This is a genomic window from Psychroflexus planctonicus (assembly GCF_014640195.1).
GTDB classification, from domain to species: Bacteria; Bacteroidota; Bacteroidia; order Flavobacteriales; family Flavobacteriaceae; genus Psychroflexus; species Psychroflexus planctonicus.
The window spans coordinates 43,573-59,911 of record NZ_BMGM01000011.1 but is presented as its reverse complement, the minus strand read 5'-3'; the positions used below and the strand labels follow the sequence as shown (position 1 = coordinate 59,911).

Genomic DNA, 16,339 nt, shown 5'->3' with positions numbered 1-16,339 from the left:
CAAATGTGTACTATATTTGCTGCCTTTCTTACATTTTTAGGCTGTTAAAATATCTTTAAAGAAAGTATTGTCATTTCTTTTTCGAAAGCCTATATTTGTCCGTTTTTTAAAATAATTTCAAAAGAATATCAACTAACAGTAAAAGAATGCACAATAAAGGATTAATTAAAATTTTTGCAATCATTTTTGGCTTGGTATGTATTTACCAATTGTCATTTACCTTCATTGCAAGCTCTGTTGAAAGTCAAGCTGAAGAATTTGCAGCACAACAAATAAGCGAAGATCAGGAAGATTATCCAAAACTTCGCGAAAATGCTGCCAAAGCCTACTTAGATTCTGTTGCAAGTGAGCCTTATTTTGCTGGCATAACTTACGAATCTGCTAAAGAAAAGGAACTAAACAAAGGTCTTGACTTAAAAGGTGGAATTAACGTTATTCTTCAAATTTCAGTTCGCGATTTATTAATTGGTTTAGCCGCTAATTCTGAAGACGAAAATTTTATTGCCGCTTTAGATTCAGCTTCAGAGTTACAGAATAACTCACCTAAAACATACCTGGAACTTTTCTTTGAAGAGTTTGATAAAAAGGAAGGAGCCAAATTAGCTTCTCCAAATGTATTCGCAAACAAATCACTTAGTGAAGACATCAATTTTGACATGACGAATGATCAAGTTCGTCCTATTATTCGTAGAAAAATTGACGAGAGCATCACTTCTGCTTTTGAAGTCTTACGTGAACGTATCGATAAATTTGGTGTAACTCAACCAAATATTCAACGTTTAGGCGATACAGGAAGAATTTTAGTAGAATTACCTGGTGCTAAAGAAATTGCTCGTGTGCAAAATTTATTACAAAGCACAGCTCAGTTAGAATTCTGGGAAGTATATAAAGCAGAAAAATTTAATCAGTTTATTATTGAAGCAGATCAAGCTCTAGCACAATCTTTAGAAAGAGAATCTACTTCGGAAGAAGATGAAGATGAAAATGTTGAAGATGCTGCTGCTGCTCAAGGTGAAGATGAAAACCAAGATGAAGAAGATATAGATGAATTACTTGCATCTGATGATGACGTTGATGATGAAGACGATTTTTCAAAATCAAATCCATTAATAAGTTTAATACAAGGTGGAGGTGATCCACAAGGTCCAGTTATTGCTTATTTCGGAATTAAAGATACGGCTACTGTAAATGATTACTTATCTCGTCCGGAAGTAAAATCTAAATTAGGACAAGAATTACGTTATGCAAAGTTTGTATGGGGTAAACCTGCCAAAGATAGCGAAGTAATTGAATTATTTGCTTTAAAGTCAAACCGCAAAGATGAACCAAATTTAAGTGGATCTGTAATTGTAGATGCTCAACAAAGTTATGACCAAGTTGGTCGTGTTGCTGTAAACATGCAAATGGACAGAAAAGGTGCAAGAATATGGGAGCAAATGACTACAAAAGCTGCTGAAACTAGAACGCAAATTGCAATTGTTTTAGATGATATTGTATATTCTGCTCCTGGAGTTAGTAATCCAATTAAAGGTGGAAATTCAGAAATTACTGGAGAATTTAGCATTTTAGAAGCTCAAGATTTAGCTAATGTACTGCGAGCAGGTAAACTTCCAGCAAAAGCAGATATTGTACAAAGTGAAATTGTAGGTCCATCACTAGGGCAAGAAGCAATAGATTCCGGAATAAACTCATTTATAATTGCTTTGCTTTTTGTATTGGTTTGGATGATATTTTACTACGGAAAAGCCGGTGTTTATGCAGATATCGCACTTGCAGTTAACATTCTCTTTATTTTTGGAGTATTAGCCGGACTAGGTGCAGTTTTAACTTTACCTGGTATTGCCGGTATAGTCTTAACCATTGGTATGTCTGTTGATGCAAACGTTCTTATATTTGAACGTATTCGAGAAGAATTACAAAAAGGCAAAGACCAAGCTCTAGCAATTAAGGACGGATTTAGCAATGCCTTATCATCTATCTTAGATGCAAATATAACTACAGGTTTAACAGGTTTAATCTTATTGATATTTGGAACTGGACCGGTAAAAGGTTTTGCAACAACTTTATTAATAGGTATTTTAACATCATTATTTACAGCAATTTTCATTACTCGTTTATTTATTGATGGTTATGCAAAGAATGGTAAACCACTACAGTTTGCAACAGCTGCAACCAAGAATTTCTTGGCTAACATTCAAATTAACTTCTTAGGAAAAAGAAAAATTGCTTATGTTATTTCGGGTATACTGATTATATTGAGTATTTTCTCTTTAACAACTAACAAGTTAAATCTAGGTGTTGATTTTGTTGGTGGTAGAACCTATACCGTACGATTTGACCAAGCTGTGAACGCAGTTGAATTAGAAAGTCAAGTTAATGAAGCTTTGGGTAGTGCTGAAGTAAAAACTTATGGTGCATCCAATCAAGTTCGAGTTACTACCAATTATAAAGTAGATGATGAAAGCAGTTCAGTTGAATCTGAAATACAAGAAGCTTTATTTACTAGTTTCCAATCTTATTTACCAAAAGGCTTCACTTACGAAGACTTTAAAGTGGGAGGCGATAATGAAGATTATGGTGTAATGTCTTCTATGAAAGTAGGACCTACTATTGCAGATGATATTAAACGCGCTTCTTTCTATGCAATTTTTGGATCCTTAATAGCTGTTTTCTTATATATTTTACTGAGATTTAGAAGATGGCAATTTAGTTTAGGAGCTGTTGCAGCCGTTTCTCACGATGTACTTATTGTATTAGGAATATTCTCTGCAACATATAGCTTTATGCCATTTAGTATGGAAATTAACCAAGCCTTTATTGCAGCCATACTAACGGTTATTGGTTATTCATTAAACGATACGGTGGTAGTTTTCGATAGAATTCGTGAATTCTTTAACGAACATCCAAAATGGCATTTAAGTAAAATTGTAAATTACGGAGTTAGTGGCACTTTAAGTAGAACTTTAAATACGTCCTTAACTACATTAATCGTGTTATTAGCCATCTTCATTTTTGGAGGAGACAGTATTCGTGGTTTCATGTTTGCATTAATTATTGGTGTAGTTGTGGGCACTTACTCATCTGTATTTATTGCAACTCCAGTAATGTACGACACAGCCGCTAAAAAAGGAATTGATTTAAGCGATAAGAATCAAAAAGAAATAGACGAAGAAACCGAATCATCTATAGCTTAAGCTTATCAATTTTAGTTATATATTTAAAGAAGCCGTTTTATTTTAAAACGGCTTCTTTATTTACAAGAGTATCGATTTTTGTCTTAGCATTTTTTCAAAATAGTTCCTATCGTTTTCTGCTTGGTTGAGTATTGTTCAAAAACAAGGACTGCTGAATAAGATTAAGTTGTAACCAATATGTAACAGCATTAATTTAAATTTAATGTCGTAAATAGATTAATATCTATATTGCTAGCGTGTACGTTTACCGAAGTTTGATGTATTTTAATAAACCATGAATACAACAATCTAGGCTTAGTGATACCTAAAACAAAAGAAGTAGTACAATTAAAAGTTCAGTTTTTCACCCTTAAATCAACTTGCACTTGTACTTAGACTTGTTTGAATTTAATGACCGTGACCTAGAAAATAGGCTACTACAATTCCGATAAGGATAACTATAAATTTAGAAGCATTAAAACTATGGTTCTTGGATGATTCAAATAAAATGGTGGTAGAAATATGTAAGAAAATACCAATAACAATTGCATCAATATAAACGCTAAATTCGTTTAAAAAAGAAGTATACATTCCTATAAAACTCCCTAAAGGCGTCATTAAACCAAAAAACACAAGAAATCCTGCAATTTGCAGAGGCTTCATTTTGGTTTTAAACAAAAAACTACAAATTATTATTGCAACTGGAATTTTATGAATTACCACTGCCAATAATAAAGAATTGGTGTGGCTAATAGGAAAACCTTCAAATAAGGCGTGAATACTTAAACTGATAAACAACACCCAAGGAAAGTGCGAATCTGTTTTATGGCTATGTAAATGACCGTGTTCAGCTCCACCTGATAGAAATTCCAATACCAATTGCAGCACAATTCCTGCCATGATAAATATTCCTATAGAAGCTTCCGTATTTCGGTATACATGCGGAATAAATTCTAAAACGGTAATAGATAGTAAAAAAGCACCACTAAAAGCCAAAAGTAAATTAATGGCGCTGGCTTTATATTTTATAAAATAGGCAATTCCAAATCCAGCAAGGACGGCAAGAATAGGTAAGATTATAGTCATTTATAAAACTGTAAGTTGGTTTTAATTTAGAAATTAGCCCACAAACTTGTTTTGCTAATCTATAACAGCAAAGTGCAAAATTAATGTATTTTTGACGTCTAAATGTGATTATCTGATGGGAAATAATTTTAAAATGCTGGCGCGAACATTATTCGGCTTAGAAGACGTCCTAGAAAAGGAACTTCAAAAGTTGGGAGCGATGGACATCAAAAAAGGAAATAGACACGTACAATTTGTGGGCGACTTAGGTTTTCTTTACAAAGCCAACTTATCCTTAAGTACAGCCATCAATATTTTAAAACCCATTAAGCAATTTAAAATTGAAACTGTAGACGATTTGTACCATCAAATCTACGATTATCCATGGGAGAAGACCATCGATGAAAATCAAAGTATAGTTATTCATTCATCCGTTTTTTCAACCTTGTTTAATAATACGCAGTTTGCTGTTTTTAAAACTAAGGACGCTATTGTAGACCGCATGCGAAACAAAACCGGAAATCGTCCAGATGTAGATACTAAAACAGCAGACATACATGTACATATTCATATTGATCGAAATTTCTGTTCGCTTTCTTTAGATTCTTCTGGCGACCCACTTTTTAAGCGTGGTTATCGAAAAGACACCAATATTGCTCCTATAAATGAAGTTTTAGCAGCAGGAATGTTGAAGCTTTCAGGTTGGGATGGAAAAACCAATTTCATAGACCCGATGTGCGGTAGTGGTACAATTCTAATTGAAGCCGCTATGATGGCTTGTAACATTCCACCCAATTTGAACCGAAACGAGTTTGCCTTTATGAAATGGAAGGACTGGGATAAAGATTTATACAATACCATAATCGATTCGGTTGTGAAAAAAATACGCGACTTTTCTTATAAAATTATTGGTTATGATAAAGCGCCTTCTGCCGTGATGAAAGCCATAGACAATGTGGCTAATGCAGATTTAAGTGAATTTGTTGATGTAGAAATAAAGAACTTTTTTAATTCTGAAAAAGAACTTCAAGGTCCTTTACATATGGTTTTTAATCCACCTTACGGCGAAAGACTTGAAATTAACATTCCTGAATTTTATAGCAAAATAGGAGATACGTTGAAGCAAAACTACCACGGTACTCAAGCATGGATGATTGTTGCCAATATGGAAGCTATAAAAAATGTAGGATTAAAGCCTTCACGAAAAATTAAACTCTTCAATGGTCCTATTGAAACTCGCTTGGTAAAATACGATATTTACGAAGGAAGCAAACGCAGAGATTAAAGTATGCTTAAAACAAGTTTTTTTCAATTCTATTTAAAATATAACAAACTTTTTCTTACAAAAAAGCGAACTCTATTTCATAGAAACATTTTAATCTAAGCACATCAATACATTTACCATTTACTTAACTTTCATTGAATTGATATTGGCTGTTTTGGCAAGCTTTTTCCTTGATTATTCAGTATCTTTGCAGCTTAAATTATTATTTTGATGATTCAGCAAAAAATCAAAGATATATTGTTTTCAACGCGCTTAATGGCTGCCCTTTTTGTTATTTACGCAGTAGCCATGGCCATTGGTACTTTTGTAGAAAATTCCTATTCAACAACAACTGCAAAATATTTCATTTACGATGCCTGGTGGTTTGAAGTAATCATGGTTTTTTTTGTCATCAACTTTGTTGGAAATATTTTCCGGTATAAATTATTGTCTAAAAAGAAACTTACAACTTTATTGTTGCATTTATCTTTCATCTTAATATTAGCTGGTGCATGGATTACACGTTATATTGGTTACGAAGGAGTAATGCCAATTCGGGAAGGTGAAGTAGCCAACACCATGTTAACCCAAGAGACTTATTTATCAACTTATATTGATGGTGAAGTAGATGATCAACTACTTAGAAAAAAAGAAGCTTTTCCGCTTATACTGGCTCCAAAACTAAACAACAATAAACGTATTGAAACTGATTTTGATGAAACTCCGGTACATTTTCAAATTGTAGATTATTTTGAAGGAGCTCAGGAACAATTAGTAGCTACAGAAGATGGTGAAAATTACCTAAAAATGGTAGAAACCGGTTCAACAGGTCAACGTCAAGATCGTTACTTGCGTGAAGGCGAAGTTGCTAACATTAGTAATATGTTGTTTGCTTTCAACAAATATACAGAAGGTGCCGTAAATATTTCAGGAACAAATTCTGTAGGATTAACCATTCAATCTCCCTTTGATGGTGAATACATGCATATGGCAGACCAACAAAAGGGAGATTTAGTTGCCGATTCTATTCAAGAACTTCAACTTCGCTCTTTGTATAATATCGGTGGGATGCAAGTGGTTTTTCCAGATGAAGTTGTACGCGGAGAATACAGTGTTGCAGAAGCTGAAAAGAAACGCGATAATATGCCTGATGGAGTTATTTTAGAAGTAACGGCTAATGGAGAAAAGAAAAAAGTTGGTTTACTAGGCGGTAGCGGCTTTTTAGAAGACATGAAAAAAATTGAAGTCGGTGGATTTGATATTTATCTACGCTATGGAAGCAAAGAATACGAATTGCCATTTGCATTAAAATTAAACGATTTCATTGCTGAAAAACATCCCGGAACAGAAGACCGAGCCAACCCAAGTTATGCATCTTTTATGAGTAAAGTTGAAGTTGTAGACGGTAGCAATTCTTATCCGTACGATATTTATATGAATCATGTCTTAGACCATAAAGGATACCGCTTTTTTCAAGCTTCTTTTGATGCTGACGAAGGCGGAACCATACTTAGCGTAAACCATGATTGGTGGGGAACTTGGGTAACTTACATCGGTTACTTTTTATTGTATCTTGGGTTAATGGCAATTTTGTTTGATCCACATTCGCGTTTTGGTGTATTGCGTAAAAAATTAGATGCTGTTAAAGCTAAAAAAACAAAATTAGCAAGCTTGGTAATTCTGTTTTTTGGTTTGCAGATGCAAGCTCAAAATGTTGAAGAAAAAGTTGAGCAACAAGACTTACCAGAACAAACTTCTCAGGCTGTAAATCAAGCTCCACAAATTGATAAAGCATCCTTAGATTCTATAATTAAAGCTAAAGCAGTAAGTAAAAGTCATGCTAAACGTTTTGGAGAGTTAATTATTCAAGATGCAGATGGTAGGATGAAACCTGTAAACACCTATTCTTCAGAATTGCTCAGAAAATTGAGTAAGAAAGATGAATATGCTGGATTAACCAGCGATCAGGCTTTTATTTCCATGATTGAAAATCCTATGCGTTGGTTTCCTGCGCCTATTATTTATTTAAAGCCAAAAAATGATAGTTTACACAATCTTTTAGGAATTGACCGTGGTAAAAAATACGTTTCAATTACCGATTTTTTTGATGAAAACAACGAATACAAACTTGCTCCTTTTCTTCGAGATGCTTATTCTGCAGCAGTCCCAAATCAATTTCAAAAAGATTTTATTGAAGCAGACCAACGAGTTAATTTATTGTATGATGCATTACAAGGAAACGTTTTGCGTGTTTTCCCTATTCCAAATCATCCTGGCGATCGTTGGGTTTCTATTCCAGAAATAAGAGAAACAGAAGACGAAGTTTTCTTTGTGGGTCCAGACTCAACCATAGTACATAAAGTCTTTCCGTTGTACATGAGTACACTTCAAAATGCCATTAAAACGGATGATTATTCGCAACCAAACGAGTTACTTACCATTTTAGACGGCTTTCAAAAAAAGCATGGTTCCAAAGTTATTCCATCAGAAAAAAAGGTAAAAGCTGAAATCCTTTACAATGAAATCGATATTTTTAATGCACTTTTTCAGGCTTATTTATACGTTGGTTTATTGATGGTGATTTTTGTAATCATTCAAATATTCAAAGAATCTAAGTTCAATACTATTGTTATTTCCATTTCAAAAGTAGCTTTTGTAGTTCTGCTTTTGCTCCATACTTTAGGTTTAGCTGCTCGTTGGTATATTTCTGGTCATGCACCCTGGAGTGATGCTTACGAAAGTATGATTTATGTAGCATGGGCAACTGCTGCTATGGGATTAGCTTTTGGAAGAAAAAGTGATTTAACCATGGGCGCAACCGCTTTTGTCACCGCCATTATTCTAATGGTGGCACATTGGAATTGGATGGATCCGTCTATTTCAAACTTACAACCTGTATTAGATTCATATTGGCTGATGATTCATGTTGCGGTTATTGTTGGAAGTTATGGACCTTTTGCATTAGGAACTATTATAGGAATAGTAGCATTAATTTTAATGATATTTACCAATAAAAACAACTTCAAGAAAATGAAGTTAAACATCCAAGAACTCTCTTACATTAATGAACTTGCTTTAACCGTTGGTTTAGTTATGCTAACTATTGGAAACTTTCTTGGCGGTCAATGGGCAAACGAAAGCTGGGGAAGATATTGGGGCTGGGATCCAAAAGAAACCTGGGCCTTAATTAGTATTTTTGTGTATGCTTTTGTTATTCATATGCGTTTGGTTCCTGGAATGCGCGGTTTTTGGGCATTTAATTGGGCATCTGTTATTGCCTTTGGATCTATTTTAATGACGTATTTTGGGGTTAATTTTTACTTGACAGGTTTGCATTCTTATGCAAGCGGTGACCAAATTATCAGTTATAAATTTATTTTCGGTAGTTTACTGGTTTGGTTAATACTCGGCTATTTTTCAAGAAAAAAATATAAAAAGTTTTATGCTAAACCTAAGCCTAAAATAGCTAAGTAATACGCATTCAACTTGATAAATCATCTAATTAAGATGCTTTTATAATTTCCTTCTTATTGTTAACGCAACATTAACTACATCCCATTAAACGCAATCTTTTTATGATAGTCAAAAGGTTGTGAAATTTAATTCCATCAAAAACAAAATTGTGAAATATATAACTGTACTATTTTTATGCCTATTTACGAGCTTAAGTTTTGCTCAAAATTACCAAGTTAAAGGAACTGTATTAGACGATCAAGGAGTGCCACTCGAAATGGCTTCCGTTAAAGTTATACCGGTGAATAATCCCGATGATGTTTCAGGTGGTGTTACCGACTTTGATGGGAATTTTTCAATTGATGTAGATGAAGGGACTTACAATATTAAAGTTGAATTTATTTCATTTGAAACTAAGAATATAAAGAATAAGGAAATTTCATCTGATTTAGACCTTGGTAAAATTAGACTGAAATTTGCTCAAGAAGAACTAGATGAAGTTAATGTGCTTTATGAAACTACACAAGTTGACGTTCGTCTTGATAAAAAGATTTACAACGTAGGAAAAGATTTAACTACAGAAGGCGGAACGGTAAGTGAAGCTTTAGCGAATGTACCTTCCGTGACAGTAGATGTAGATGGCGCCATTAGCTTACGCGGAAATTCAAATGTTCGTATTTTAATCAATGGTAAACCTTCTTCGGTTGCAGGTTTTGGAGATCAAGACGTTTTTCAACAATTGCCAGCAGACGCTATTGAATCTGTAGAAGTAATTACGAGTCCATCCGCTCGGTATGATGCAGAAGGTTCGGGTGGTATCATCAACATTATTCTGAAAAGAGAAAAAACACTGGGAATTAATGGTTCATTTCGGGGAACAATTGGTGATCCTAGAAATACTGGAGCTTATACCAATGTTAATCTACGTACCGATAAATTTAATATTTTTAATAATTTGGGTTATACCGACAGAAAAGGACCAGGGAATGCATTTTTTGATAACCGATACACTACTGGTCAAAATTTTGATAGAATTATAGAAGATCGGGAATATGATAGAAGCGGGAAAAATTTCAATATGAATACTGGTATTGAATATTTCTTTGATGAAAGTTCATCTTTAACCGGTAGTTTTTTTATGCGTTTAGGAGACGATTTAGACCGAACTAGAAACAGAACAACACGTTTTGTTGAAGATGTTGAGAATAGTACTACGCTTAGAACAGAAGAAGAAGATGAAGACGACAAGCGTTTTCAATATTCTTTAAATTATGAAAAGCGATTTGATCCAGATAACCGTGACCACAAATTAACTGCAGATTTTCAATATTCTAAAAAAGATGAAACTAAAGACAATCGGATTTTTGAAGATATTATAAATCCTACACCAGATTTTGTTGCACGACAAAATGTATTTGAAGCGGAAGATGAAGATAGTTTTTTATTTCAAGCCGATTACGTTTTACCCATGGGCGATGCTCAATTTGAAGCAGGTTTTAGAGGAGATTATTCAGATACATCTCAAGACTTTCTGGTACAAAGAAAGCTTACAGAAAATGCAAACTTTACACGCAACGATTCCCTTTCAAGTAATTTTAATTTTCAGCAAAATATAACTGCTGTTTACACACAATACGGAAATAAACTAGGAGATAGTTTTTCTTATTTATTAGGGCTTCGTTTTGAACAAACCCAATTAAAAGGTAAAACAACTCCTGTTAATGAAGATGTTTTTACACAAAACTTTGACTTTGATAAGACCTTTAACGGTTTGTTTCCAACGGTAAATTTAATCTACGAAATTGGAGAAGAAGAGAACATTTCTTTAGGTTACAACCGAAGAATTAACCGTCCAAGAAGCTGGTATCTAAACCCTTTTCCTTCGCAATCCAGTAGAACCAATATTTTTCAAGGAAATCCTGATTTAGATCCTGCATTTGCAAATGCTTTTGATTTGGGGTATTTGAAAAGATGGGAAAAAATTACTTTAACCAGTTCTGTATATTACCAAAGAGAAACTGAATCTTTTGAGCGAGTACAAAGAGATACAGGTCAAGATACAGAAGAAGATGGAATAGATATTATAGAAAATATTCCTATTAATCTATCAACCGAAGAACGTTATGGTGCAGAGTTAGGAATACTTTATAATCCTACAAAATGGCTAAGAACCAATTTGAGTTTCAACTATTTTAGGTTCGAAAGTGAAGGTGCTTTTGAAGGTCAAGAATACGGAGCAACCAACGAAAGTTATTTTGGTAGATTTAGTGCCAATGTAATTTTACCTTGGGAAATACAATGGCAGACCAATGCCTTTTATCGTGGACCTAGAGAAAACGCACAAACCAAAACAGATCCAATTGCTTCATTAGATTTAGCCTTTAGTAAAGATATTTTGAATGATAATGCAACGGTTTCATTAAATGTAAGAGACGTGTTTAACTCTAGAGTGAGAGATCAATTTACAGTTACACCAAACTTTTCTTCAGATAGTGAATTTCAGTGGAGAGAAAGACAAGTAACACTAACCTTTGTATACCGTTTTAATCAACCTAAAGAAAAAAGAAGAGGTTCTGGCGGTGGTGATTACGATGATGGAGGAGGATTTTAAACTTTGATGAGAAATACCCTAATAAAAAAAACCTAGATGAAAATCTAGGTTTTTTTGTATGAAGTAATGAACTTAATTAATTCAAGCTCATTGTTGTATATTATTTTAGAATCAGTTTACTCTTCTTCTTTTTTCTTTTTAGCTTCTTTCATTTCTTTTAATCTTTCAATTAAAGCACCGCCAATCCAATAAGGAATAATAGCCGTTAAAAAAATAAGCAACCAGAAACCAATGGTTAAAATGGTTAAAAATGCAAGAAAACCTAAGTATTGATTAATATCGAACATGTTCTTTGTTTTTTATAATTGCAAATATAACTATAAGTCTCAAATATTTCAATTTAAATGAAACCGAATTTATCAACATCTTTTTCTTAAATAATAGGAAGATGCTACTTTATAGCTACCGTAATTTGTTAAATTTGTATAGCTTAAAAATTTAAAAATATGGATTACAGAATAGAAAAAGATACCATTGGTGAAGTTAAAGTGCCAGCAGATAAACTTTGGGGAGCACAAACTGAACGCTCCAGAAATAACTTTAAAATTGGACCAGCAGCTTCAATGCCTTTTGAAATTATTGAAGGTTTTGCTTATTTAAAAAAAGCTGCTGCCTACACCAATGCAGAATTAGGTGTTTTACCAGAAGCCAAAAGAGATTTAATAGCCAAGGTTTGCGATGAAATATTAGCCGGACAACACAACGATCAATTTCCGCTTGTAATATGGCAAACCGGTTCGGGAACGCAAAGCAACATGAATGTAAATGAAGTGGTAGCTAACCGAGCACATCAAATTGAAGGCAATAAATTAGGCGAAGGAACACGAAGTATTTCTCCAAATGACGATGTAAACAAGTCGCAATCTTCAAACGACACTTTTCCAACAGGAATGCACATTGCAGCCTATAGAAAGATAGTTGAAGTTACCATTCCAGGAATTCAACAATTGCGCGATACACTACACCAAAAAGCAGAAGCTTTTAAAAATGTGGTTAAAATTGGAAGAACGCATTTTATGGACGCGACACCTTTAACTATAGGCCAAGAATTTAGTGGCTATGTTTCGCAGTTAGACCACGGAATAAAAGCACTTAAAAACACACTACCACATTTACAAGAATTGGCTTTAGGTGGAACAGCTGTTGGAACTGGTCTAAACACACCAGATGGGTATGCAGAAAAAGTGGCTGAATATATTGCTAAATTTACTGGAATGCCATTTGTTTCCGCTGAAAATAAATTTGAAGCATTGGCAGCACATGATGCTTTTGTTGAAACCCATGGAGCCTTAAAACAACTTGCGGTTTCTTTGAATAAAATTGCAAACGATATTAGAATGTTGTCTTCAGGACCAAGAAGTGGAATAGGAGAAATCATTATTCCAGCAAATGAACCAGGTTCTTCTATCATGCCAGGAAAAGTAAATCCAACGCAATGTGAAGCATTAACTATGGTTTGCGCACAAGTAATGGGTAACGATGTGGCTATTTCGGTTGGCGGAATGCAAGGTCAGTTTGAGCTCAATGTATTTAAGCCTGTAATGGCAGCTAATTTGTTATCTTCTGCTCAACTTTTGGGCGATGCTTGCGTTTCTTTTGATGAAAATTGCGCACAAGGAATTGAACCAAATCAAGAACGAATAGATGAATTATTAAAAAATTCATTAATGTTAGTAACTGCCTTAAATACCAAAATCGGATACTACAAGGCAGCTGAAATAGCCAATGCTGCTCACCAAAACGGAACTACTTTAAAAGAAGAAGCAGTACGATTGGGACATACCACAGAGGCAGAATTTGACGAATGGGTTAAGCCCGAAGAAATGACGGGTAGAAAATAAGTAATTAAACTTTCTGCTAATTTTGAAAGTATAAAAAAAGCATCGGTGAATTTTCACCGATGCTTTTTTACTTTACATAGAATTCCTAACTTTTCATATTTTTGATGTAAACCTATTATTCATATCAAATCATGCAGGTATTCAATTTTTCTTCAATGAGTTAAATAGAATGAATTTTTAATTATCTATTTCTATTGTAAATTAATATGTTTCTAAAACTTCATCAACATCTTTATCGCCTGATACAAAAGCCATTGTTTTGTTTTTGCATATTTTATCAGTTAAAGATTTTACTAAAACATAAGCTACATCTTTTCTGCTAATTTTCCCCGCAGATAAGGATTCTGCTATTTGAATTTTGTGCTTTGGCTCATCATCAGTAAGCATTCCTGGTTGTAGGATGCTATAATCTAAATCTTTGCTTTTTAGATAATCGTCTGCAGCTTTTTTGGCTTTTAAGTATACTTCTAAACCTTCTACTTTTTCTGGTTGATCTGTTCCCATGCTACTTAGCATGACAAATTTTTTCAAATTGTGTTTTACGGAATAATCGACTGCTTTTTTCGCGCCATCTCGATCTACGGCTAATGTTTTATCGTCTCCAGTTGACCCGCCTGAACCTGCAGCAAAAACAACTTTATCAATGTTTTTAAAAGCATGTTCAAAATCTTCTTCTAAATCTCCAATTACAAATTTAATGTGGTCGTTATCAAAATTTTGTTTTTGATGCTCTTTTCTAATCATAGCAGAAACTTGGTAACGATCTATGTTTTTTAAAAGTTCGACAATATGTTGTCCTGTTTTTCCATTTGCGCCTATTATTAGTATTTTTTCCATAAAAGTCTTTTTTGAAAGGTACTTACTTATAAATCTATTTGAAATTATAAATCTTTAAAATATCATTAAAATATTCATCAAAACCTTAAATAACCTTTATCACTACTTATATTTGGAAGAAAACAACATTATGGATTTTGAAAATATTGATTACATTCAGTTAGCTGCTCAATTAATTGTTGCAGTTACTTTATTAAATGTTTGGCTCTTACGTTTTAATAAATCTACACAATGGCGTGGTGGAAACGCATCCAGTATGAAAGAAGAATTTAAAGCTTACGGATTACCCAACTTTATGATGTACCTAGTTGGTGGCTTAAAAGTTTTATTTGGATTAGGATTAATAGTTGGTATAGCTTATCCGGTTACAATAAATATCTCGGCTATTGGAATTGTTGTCTTAATGCTAGGAGCTATTGGTATGCATATAAAAGTAAAAGATGCTCCTAAAAAGTCTTTTCCTGCATTTACAATGTTGGTAATTTCTTTGCTAATTTTAGTTCTAAATAACTAAAGCTTATTTGGTGATACTAGCTAATATTTTTCTTGCGTTGCTAGCTTCATTGTAAATTTTTCCGTTGAACGAAATTTTTACTTCAACATTATTGTGTGTTGTATTTTCAGCAAAATCTTCAATAATATCCATGATATCCATATCAACAAAAACAGTTTTGTCAAATTTTAATTCAACTATGCTATTTTCTTCAATTTTAGACAATTCTCTTAATAGCGCTCCTTTATTGAAAAAAGTCACTTCTTCAGCCATATTAATTACTGTTTTGTGCACTTTGTCTTTGTTTTCAGACTCTTCTTTATGCAAGAAATGTGAATTTTTATAGCTTTTATATAAAACAAATAAAAGACCAATTCCGAGTCCCATACCGATTCCTTTTAATAAATCGAAAACTACTATTCCGAGTACCGTTACAAAAAATGGCACGTATTGATACATACCTTGTTTAACTATAGTCTTGATTGAAGAAGGCTTCGTTAATTTGAAACCAACAACCAATAAAATTGCAGCCAATACAGATAGCGGTATTAAATTCAATAATTTAGGTAATGCAATAATGGAAATTAACAGTAAAAAACCATGTAGAATTCCAGATAACTTTGTTTTATTGTTCGATTGAATGTTGGCAGAACTTCTAACAATTACTTGTGTTATTGGTAATCCGCCAATAAAACCAGAAATTATATTTCCTGTTCCTTGTGCAACAAGTTCTCTATTGGTTGGTGTTACTCTTTTTTCTGGGTCTAATTTATCAGTAGCTTCAACACTTAGCAAAGTTTCTAAACTAGCCACAACAGCAATGGTAAAGGCAATTACCCAGATTTCTAAAGATCCTAAAATACTAAAATCGGGAAAGGTAAATTGACTGATAAATTCAGAAAAGTTAGAAGCAACCGGTACTTCTACTAAATTTTGGTCTGAAATACTTAAAACACTTGTTTGAGGGACTAAAAGTTTGTAAATAATTCCTAAAAAAACAACCACCAATGAACCAGGAAATACCTTGAAGATTTTAGATTTTTTCTCAAGCACTTTTTCCCAAAAAATGATAATCAATAAACTTACCAAGGTTATTAAAATTGCTCCAATTGAAATATTATTCAAAATTTGGCTGTACTCTCTAACAACTGAAGTTGAGTTGGCTTCTGTAAAAATCAAGTAATCAAACTCTTCATTTATACCAAATACAATAGGCAACTGCTTAATGATTATAATAATACCAATACCAGCTAACATTCCTTTAATAACAGAGTTAGGGAAAAAGTACCCAATTACACCGGCTTTTAATACGCCTAAAATAATTTGAAAAACCCCTGCAATAACTACTGCTGCAAGAAAATATTCAAATTTTCCTAAACTTGCTATTGCACTAAGTACAATAACGGCTAATCCGGCTGCAGGTCCGCTAACACCTACTTGAGATTTACTAATTATTCCGACAACTATACCGCCTACTATTCCGGATATTAAACCGGAAAAAAGTGGAGCTCCACTTGCTAGGGCAATTCCTAAACATAAAGGCAGTGCTACAAAGAATACAACTATACTTGCTGGAATATCTCTCTTGAGGTGTTTAAACAT

At 33.5% G+C, this 16,339-nt stretch carries 10 protein-coding genes; 6 read left to right on the top strand and 4 right to left on the bottom strand.

Annotation, left to right across the window (positions count from 1 at the left end; translation table 11 throughout):
- The first annotated feature begins 146 nt into the window (after window positions 1-146).
- Window positions 147-3,194, top strand: coding sequence for a protein translocase subunit SecDF (gene secDF / locus IEV72_RS11715; RefSeq protein ID WP_188459307.1), 3,048 nt, complete (start codon window positions 147-149; stop codon window positions 3,192-3,194).
- A gap of 387 nt (window positions 3,195-3,581) precedes the next feature.
- Here secDF and IEV72_RS11710 read toward each other — a convergent pair whose 3' ends face one another.
- Window positions 3,582-4,259 carry a ZIP family metal transporter gene (locus tag IEV72_RS11710; RefSeq protein WP_188459306.1) on the bottom strand — a complete coding sequence of 226 codons (678 nt, stop codon included), beginning with the start codon at window positions 4,257-4,259 and terminating at the stop codon, window positions 3,582-3,584.
- A 115-nt stretch (window positions 4,260-4,374) separates the two neighbouring features.
- On the opposite strand from IEV72_RS11710, the gene IEV72_RS11705 reads away from it, so the two are divergent.
- The 3 genes from IEV72_RS11705 to IEV72_RS11695 all read left to right on the top strand — a co-directional run bounded on the left by IEV72_RS11705 (window position 4,375) and on the right by IEV72_RS11695 (window position 11,566).
- Entirely contained in the window at window positions 4,375-5,523 is a 1,149-nt protein-coding gene (locus IEV72_RS11705; RefSeq protein ID WP_188459305.1) for a THUMP domain-containing class I SAM-dependent RNA methyltransferase, read from the top strand.
- 210 nt (window positions 5,524-5,733) lie between these two features.
- Window positions 5,734-8,976, top strand: a complete 3,243-nt coding sequence (locus tag IEV72_RS11700; protein ID WP_229731902.1) for a cytochrome c biogenesis protein — start codon at window positions 5,734-5,736, stop codon at window positions 8,974-8,976.
- Window positions 8,977-9,124: 148 nt separating this feature from the next.
- Window positions 9,125-11,566 (top strand): TonB-dependent receptor domain-containing protein, encoded by a 2,442-nt coding sequence (locus IEV72_RS11695; protein ID WP_229731901.1) that lies wholly within the window; start codon window positions 9,125-9,127, stop codon window positions 11,564-11,566.
- A 116-nt stretch (window positions 11,567-11,682) separates the two neighbouring features.
- On the opposite strand, the gene IEV72_RS11690 is transcribed toward IEV72_RS11695, so the two are convergent.
- Window positions 11,683-11,853, bottom strand: coding sequence for a hypothetical protein (locus IEV72_RS11690; RefSeq protein ID WP_188459304.1), 171 nt, complete (start codon window positions 11,851-11,853; stop codon window positions 11,683-11,685).
- A 159-nt stretch (window positions 11,854-12,012) separates the two neighbouring features.
- Here IEV72_RS11690 and fumC point away from each other — a divergent pair, with 159 nt between their 5' ends.
- Entirely contained in the window at window positions 12,013-13,407 is a 1,395-nt protein-coding gene (fumC, locus tag IEV72_RS11685) for a class II fumarate hydratase (protein WP_188459303.1), read from the top strand.
- Between the two features lie 201 nt (window positions 13,408-13,608).
- Here the strand turns inward: fumC and IEV72_RS11680 are convergent, their stop codons facing one another.
- Window positions 13,609-14,244 (bottom strand): SDR family oxidoreductase, encoded by a 636-nt coding sequence (locus IEV72_RS11680; protein WP_188459302.1) that lies wholly within the window; start codon window positions 14,242-14,244, stop codon window positions 13,609-13,611.
- Window positions 14,245-14,374: 130 nt separating this feature from the next.
- Between IEV72_RS11680 and IEV72_RS11675 the strand changes: the two genes are divergently transcribed.
- Window positions 14,375-14,758: a DoxX family protein gene (locus IEV72_RS11675; RefSeq protein ID WP_229731900.1), complete on the top strand. Its 384-nt coding sequence runs from the start codon at window positions 14,375-14,377 to the stop codon at window positions 14,756-14,758.
- Window positions 14,759-14,761: 3 nt separating this feature from the next.
- Here IEV72_RS11675 and IEV72_RS11670 read toward each other — a convergent pair whose 3' ends face one another.
- Window positions 14,762-16,339: a SulP family inorganic anion transporter gene (locus tag IEV72_RS11670; protein ID WP_188459301.1), complete on the bottom strand. Its 1,578-nt coding sequence runs from the start codon at window positions 16,337-16,339 to the stop codon at window positions 14,762-14,764.